The sequence below is a fragment of the Azovibrio restrictus DSM 23866 genome (genome assembly GCF_000429665.1).
Lineage (GTDB): Bacteria > Pseudomonadota > Gammaproteobacteria > Burkholderiales > Rhodocyclaceae > Azovibrio > Azovibrio restrictus.
Map to the genome: position 1 here is coordinate 1 of NZ_AUCH01000032.1, position 7,101 is coordinate 7,101.

Sequence of the window (7,101 nt, forward strand, 5' to 3'; positions counted from 1 at the left end):
AGAGGTGAGGGTAAGGGTGAGGGAATCGCCGTTGGTATCGGCGACGGTGAAGTCGGGCAGGGAGACGGACTGGCCGACCGGGATGCTCTGGGTGGTGCCGGGAATGTTGCCAAGGGTCGGGGCACTGTTCGGTGAGGTATAGCGGATATCCGTGCCGCTCAGCTGGAAATTGCCCGTTGAGTAGCTGCCCGTCAGCTGAATCTGCAGTTCGGCCGCATCTGCCACGCCGTCCGTGTCGATGTAGAGGGTGGTGTTGCCCCCGGATTGCTGGATCTGTATCGAATGGGCGGCGACCGTGGTGCCGTCGCCGGTAGTGACGGTCCCGCCGGTGAAGTTGCTGCCGCTGACCCGAATCACGTCGCCGCTGCCAAAGTCGGTAATGCCGTCCGTGCCAAAGTCGGTGATGTTGTAAATCACGAGGTTGTCAGCAGCATCCTTCTCCGCTGCCTGGTACAGGAAGACATCATCCCCCGCTCCGCCAGTGAGGGTGTCATTTCCCAGGCCGCCAGCCAGCACATCGTCGCCGCTGCCGCTGGAGAGGGTGTCGTTGCCGCCGCCCCCGTACACGATGGAATCCACCGTCCCCGTATCGGTGAAGGAGTCCGCCCCATCGTAAAGGTAGTAGGCCAGGGCGCCAGAAGTCGGCGCCGCGGTGCTGTGCAGGCTGAGGGTGGTGGCGTTGTCGAAGGGCGTTTCGTTTGCGGGGTCCGTGATCAGGTAGCTATCATGGACCGCCACGGTGGCGCCGCTGAAGTCATTGCTGCCGATGTTCAGGACCGACTGGATCACGGCCTCGTTCAGGACCCCGAAATCGGCATCCACAAGGGTGTTGCCGGAAATGTTGAGCACGGTGCCGGTGTTCAGCACATCGTTGATGCCCACCCCGACGAATCCCCCCGCGCCGCCGCTAGCCCCCGTAAAGGTGTTGCCGGTGATGGTGGTGTCGTCCGCATACACCAGCAGCACGCCACTGGCCCGGTAGTCGCTACTGAGAAAGCCGAAATTGGTGATGGTGTTGTCGGTGATGGTGGCGGTGGTGCCAGTGCGCAGGCCGCCAGAACCGATCTGGATGCCATTCTGCCCGGAAACTCCTGCTGTTCCGGAACCGGTGATGGTGGTGTTGTCTACCGTGATGTCCAGCATGGGGCCCCAGCCGATGATGCCGGTCTTCTGGAAGTTGGAGATGTCCGAGTTCTGGATGGTGACGTAGACCTTGCTGCCGAGGCTGGCATCCGCCTCGGCCATGATGGGGAAGTTCTCCCCCCAGCCCCATTCGCCGCTGTCGCTGCAGCGGAAATTGCTGAGGCTCACGTTGTCGATCAGGGCATTGGAATTGACGATGCCGATGCCCAGCAGGTCCTTGTTGTTGGCGAAGCCATCGGCAAGCCCCTGGTCCCGGCCGTCTATGGTCAGGTTCTTGAGGGTGACGGTGCCGGTGCTCGGGTCGTCCACGTCCACGTTCACCACGGGCATGCGCCAGCGCCCGTTGTTGGTGAGCATGTCCGGCAGGACCTGCTGCAGGTCGCCCGAATCCGGCGCTTCCAGCGTCACATGGCCTGCCGCCCCGTTCAGGGCATCGATGGTGACGTTCTTGCTGACATCGAACTGGCCCCGGTAGGTGCCGTCGTGAATCAGGATGGTGTCCCCATCCTTGGCCACGGCCAGGGCTTCCTGAAGGTTGAAACCATCGGCCGCATCCCCGTCGGCATCCAGGGCAGTCTGGTCCACATGGATGATGCTGCTCGTGACTGTCACGTCGGACTGGGTTGTGGTGGTGCCGTCGGAGAGGGCCATGCGGAGGGTGGCGTCCCCGTAGGGGGTGCTGTTGCTGTAGCCGATGTGCTGCACCACCTCCTGGACCAGGGCGCTGGTGGCATTGGCGTTGAAGCTGATCGCCAGGTGGCCCCCGACATTGGTGTAGGTGGCAAAGACGGTGGCTCCGTCGGAAAGATTGCCGGCGGCGGCCGTGAATGAGGCCCCTGCGGTGAAGCTGAACTGGTCGTTGGCACAGGGATCGGCTGTGCCGGAGGAAACCCGCTGTACGGACAGGCTGGCGCCATCCCAGTTGCCATTGCCGCTGTTCAAGGCACCCAGCTCGGTGTCGCTGACCAGGGCGGTGGCGGCGGCCAGGCCGTTGCTGGCGGCGGCCAGGGTGAGGGTGTTGCCGGTGCCGGCCCCGGCCCCGTTCAAGTCCAGAACGGGGGCGGCATTGGCGGCGACCGTCACCGTCGTGGCCTGATAGGAGATGTTGCCGGCAGCGTCGGTGGCCTTCAGGTAGATGTGGTAGTCACCGGCGCTGAGGGCGGCGCCGCCGACTTTCAAGGTGTTTCCGGTGATGCTGAAACTGCCGTTGTCGGCATCGTTCGTGCCATTGCCGATGGCGAAGGCATAGGTTACGGCCTGGCTGTCCGTGGCGGCCAGGGTCAGGAGGTCCGCGTTGCTGGTGGCGCTGGCGGAGGCCACGTTGGGGGTGCTGGAGGAGGTCCAGCTGGGGGCGGTGGTGTCGATGTCGATGCTCAGGCCGGAAGAAGCGCTGGAGGTATTGCCGGCGGCATCGGTGGCCTTGACCGTCAGGGTGTGGCTGCCGCTGGAGAGGTTGCTGCTGGTGATGCTCCAGTTTCCGCCCGTTGCCGTTGCGCTACCGAGCACCGTGGTGCCGTCGGTGTCGTAAAGGGTGACGGTGCTGCCGGCCTCGGCGGTGCCGGTGAGGGTGGGCGTGGTGTCGTGGGTGAGATCGTCACTGCCGGAGCTGCCGCTGTCGGAGCCGGCATCCAGGTCGGGAGCGGCCGGGGCCGTGGGAGCGGTGGTGTCGAGGACGTAGGCCTGGCTATATAGGGTGCCATCGTTGCCGGCGGTATCGGTGACCTTGACCTTGAGGGTGTTGCTGCCCGTCAGGGTCTGGCTGGAGAGGGACCAGGTACTCTGGCCCACCGTGGCTGTGGCGGCCGTCCAGGTGGCGCCGTTGTCGAGGGAAACCTGAACGGTCTCGCCAGCCGCCAGATTGGCCGAAAGGGTGCCGCTTACGGTCTGGGCCGCAGTCTTGGTGATGAAGTCGCTGGTGGAGGCACCGGTATCGGCGGAAAAGGAGGCCGAGGCGATGGTCGTGGTCGGGGCGGTGGTATCCAGGACATAGGCCTGGCTAAAGACGGTGCCATCGTTGCCGGCGGTATCGGTGACCTTGACCTTGAGGGTGTTGCTGGCGCTCAGCGTCTGGCCGGAGAGGGACCAGGTGCTCTGACCCACTGTGGCTGTGGCGGTAGTCCAGGTACTGCCGTTGTCGAGGGAAACCTGAACGGTCTCGCCTGCCGCCAGATTGGCCGAGAGGGTGCCGCTCACGATCTGGCTGGCGGTGTTAGTGATGAAGTCGCTGGTGGACGAGCCAGTATCGGCGGAGAAGGCCGCCGAGGCGATGGTCGTGGTCGGGGCCGCGGTGTCGAGGACGTAGGTCTGGCTATATAGGGTGCCATCGTTGCCGGCGGTATCGGTGACCTTGATCTTGAGGGTGTTGCTGCCCGTCAGGGTCTGGCCGGAGAGGGACCAGGTGCTCTGGCCCACCGTGGCTGTGGCGGCAGTCCAGGTACTGCCGTTGTCGAGGGAAACCTGGACGGTCTCGCCAGCCGCCAAGTTGGCCGAGAGCGTACCGCTCACGGTCTGGGCCGCAGTCTTGGTGATGAAGTCGCTGGTGGAGGCGCCGGTATCGGCGGAGAAGGAGATCGAGGCGATGGTCGTGGTCGGGGCCGTGGTGTCGATGGCGATGGTTTTGTTGGCACCCAGGGAGCCAGCGCTACCCGGGCTGGCCAGGGTGAGGATGGCGGCTGAGCCGCCACTGGTGGCATTGATGGAGCCACCGTTGAGGGTGAGGGCGTTGGTGCCGGAATAATCGAGATCGGCACTGGTATCACCAGCCTGGACCGTATAGCTGAAGGTCAGGGTGGAGCTACCTGAGCCGCTGGTGTAGGTGGCGTTACGGTCGGTTGCCCCTGTTTCCAGCACCAGGTAGGGGGTCCCGCCGCTGGTGTCTACTGTCACTGCTTCGGAGAATGCGATCTGGATGGTGATGGTATCGCCGGCCTTGTAGCTGCCGTTGTCGTTTGTTGCGGTGACGTTGGCGATGGCCGGGGCTGAAGCCACGATATTGCCGAGCTGGATATCGTCGATTTCCATGTAGGCCCCCCCGGCCGGGGCGGTGATCGTGAACCAGGTGATGCCCTGGAAGTCCGCTGTTGCAGGCAGGGTGATCTGGTCGGTGTCTATCGTGCCGGAACTACCCGAGGTGCCGGGGCTGGAGCCTCCCTTGCTGGTGGTGATGGTGAAGGTCTCGTCGCCATTGCCGTTCTGATTACTCAGGTAAAAGGACAACAGATCGAAAGTCTTGCCGGCCTCAATGGCGAAAGTGAAGGATTTCGCCTTGTCACTATGTTCCACATAAATCGATTGGCTTCCGTGGCGGCCGTCGGCAGCGCCATATGCACTGCCGTAGCGGACTATCCCATCCGCGTCGGCAAGGGTTTTGGTCGTCATCGTGAATGTGCTGGATGTGGCCGTGTGAGTGAATGTCATGCTGTTGGACATGTCACTGGACAGGTTGCCCGTGCCGGCTTCAAAGGTCAGTGTTGCATTTGGATTGGCATTGCTGACGGTGATGCCATTGCCACTGCTGTCTGCTGCACTTGCCTGGCTTGCATTCCATCCTGTTGCCCCGGCAATGTTGTAGGTCGTTCCTCCTAGCGCTGTCGTGCCATTGTTGTTGAGCAGGGCCTCCACCGCCTGGGCATCGCTGCTGTTCAGGGTAATGGAGATGGTCGTGGCGCTGCTGGCGACAATGCTGCCTTGTTCCGTGAGCGTGTAGCTGCTGTTCCCTTGCCCGGTGAGCGTCAGTTTGGTCTCGTCGATGCTGTCCCCTGCCATCATGTCCGTGCCGGTGATGGTCAGGAGATTGGTGCTGGCATCGTAGGAGGCCGAACTCAGGGTGGGGCCGGGCAGGACAGCAGGGGCGACCACGATGTTGTCGACCCGGATGCCGTTTGCGTGTACCCCGGTAATGATGACGCTGTCCACGTTCTCGAACAGGGTGCCGAAGTTCTTGTCGATGAACGCATTGTCGTTGTTGTAGGTGGCGGTCGTTGAGCCCACCGATACGCCATCCCGATAGCCAGTGAACGTGACGGTGGTTGTGCTGGTGCCGGTGATATTGCGCCACTGGAGCGATGTCAGCTGGAACTCGCCGCCGTCAGCACTGCGGAGCGTGGCTGAATCCAGGGTGCCGGATGCCTGCTGGAACTGCAGATAATTGTCGCTGACATTCGCCTGAATCCGGATGTTGGTTGCTGTACCGCCCGTTCCTGCTGCGGCGAACTCGAAGTTATAGGCAGAGGTGCCGCTGCCTGGGGTCCAGGTGGCAGAGGTGGTTCCTGTGCCATATGTGGTTGCGGACGTGTAGCCGTCAAAGCCGTAAGTGCCGCTACTCAGCGTGGATTGCGCCAGCGTCTCGCCGTATTCCTGGAAGTCCAGGCTAGGTGTTTCGATCGTGCCGTTGTGATTTTCCAGAGCCCAGTCCTGGGCCCAGGTCATGTCATCTGAGGCGGCTACATCTACCCCGGTGAGGAGGGCGAGGTCAGCCACGAATGCGCGGCCGGCCTCTCCTGCGGCAACCGAGCACCCGTACAGCAGGATGTCTCCGTCAGGCTGCAAGGCGTTGCCGAGTGTGGCAAGACGGGCTTGTACGCCAGGATCGGCAAGGCTGGCCTGGGTGAGGCTGTTCCCCCCTAACTGCAGGCTTCCTTCCATACCGTGCGAGATGATATGGATGGCGTCATAGCCGGAATGACTTGCTGTCCAGGCTGCAAGCTGGGTCAGGCCATCTTCCCCGCTGTCAATCAGCATTACCTCCATGTCCGGGCGAATCCCCTGGACCAGCGTTTGCCAGTTGCTGACGCCAGTGTCGATGAAAACGACTTCCTTGCGGGGTTCATCCGTACTGGCCTGAAAGCTGCTGGATTGGGTCATGATGGTTTTCCTCCGGAGTGGGATTTCGGGATTTTGTGCTAAGTAACAGGTGGCGGGGGCTTGGTTCTTGTTGTGCCCGATTTTCCTATGCATTGTCTTTTTCTTGGGTGCATGGAGCTAGATGTAGGAACCCGCATGTTTTGCCGCTCCCGCATGCGAGAAATCGGCAGGAGGGAGCTTCCCTTTCCATTAAGATGGCGCGAATGCCATTTGCCCTGGGTGCCTAATGACTGTTCCCCCTTTTGCCCTTTCCCGTTGGTGGGACCTGTTGCAGGCCGGGTCGGAGGCTACCTTGCGGGACCAGGTCCAGGCGCTGACCCAGTCTCTGGGATTCGATTTTTTCATGTACGGCCGCCGTCTGCCCGTACCGTCTGAGCAAGGCGGGGGGTTATACCTGCTGGGGACCTATCCTGGCGCCTGGCTGAGTCGATACGCCGAGCAGCGGTTTGACCTTGTGGATCCGATCGTCAGGGATGGTCCAAGCCGTAGTCATCCCATCCTGTGGTCCGAGGCCCTGTTCAAGACCGAAGCAGAGCGCAATTTTTACGAAGAGGCGCGCTCCTACGGGGTTGCCGTTGGCGTGGAAGCACCTTGCGTCCCCGGTTTGGCCAGCCTGGGAGTCGCCCGGGGGGAGGGAGGAGAGCCGGGCGCCGATGGCATGTGGGCCATGCCCTGGTTATTTACCACGGCGGGATTCATGCACAGCGCCCTGGAGTCGATTCTGGCCCCGACTGACCGGGAACCGCCAGTCCTGTCCCGCCGTGAGCGTCAGTGTCTGGAGCTGGCCGCCCGGGGGCTGCGTGATCTGCAGATTGCCGATGCGCTCAGGATCGCGGACCGTACGGTATTGCTGCACCTGGGCAATGCAAAGCGGAAGCTGGGGGCCCAGAACCGGGCGCAAATGATCGCCCGTGCAATTCTGGTCGGGCTCATTCGGCCGTAGTCTGCATGGCCTCCTTGGTTTTGAATACCACCCCACCCCCCCGCCGGCCAGGCGGGAGGGGTGTGAGAGGGGGGGTTAGGCCATGATGATATTCATGGCATCTGGATTGTTGTGTAGTCCGGCGAGGGTGACGGAGATATCGGAGAAGGAAG

The 7,101-nt window shown here is 62.5% G+C and carries 2 protein-coding genes; one reads left to right on the forward strand and one right to left on the reverse strand.

All coding sequences use genetic code 11. The features are described from left to right. Positions 1-6,006 (reverse strand): DUF4347 domain-containing protein (locus G474_RS24515; protein WP_026688096.1); only part of this gene is annotated, 6,006 nt, incomplete at its 3' end. Positions 6,007-6,298: 292 nt separating this feature from the next. Between G474_RS24515 and G474_RS0117535 the strand changes: the two genes are divergently transcribed. After that, positions 6,299-6,949, forward strand: coding sequence for a helix-turn-helix transcriptional regulator (locus G474_RS0117535; RefSeq protein WP_169729543.1), 651 nt, complete (start codon positions 6,299-6,301; stop codon positions 6,947-6,949). The last annotated feature ends 152 nt before the right edge of the window (positions 6,950-7,101 follow it).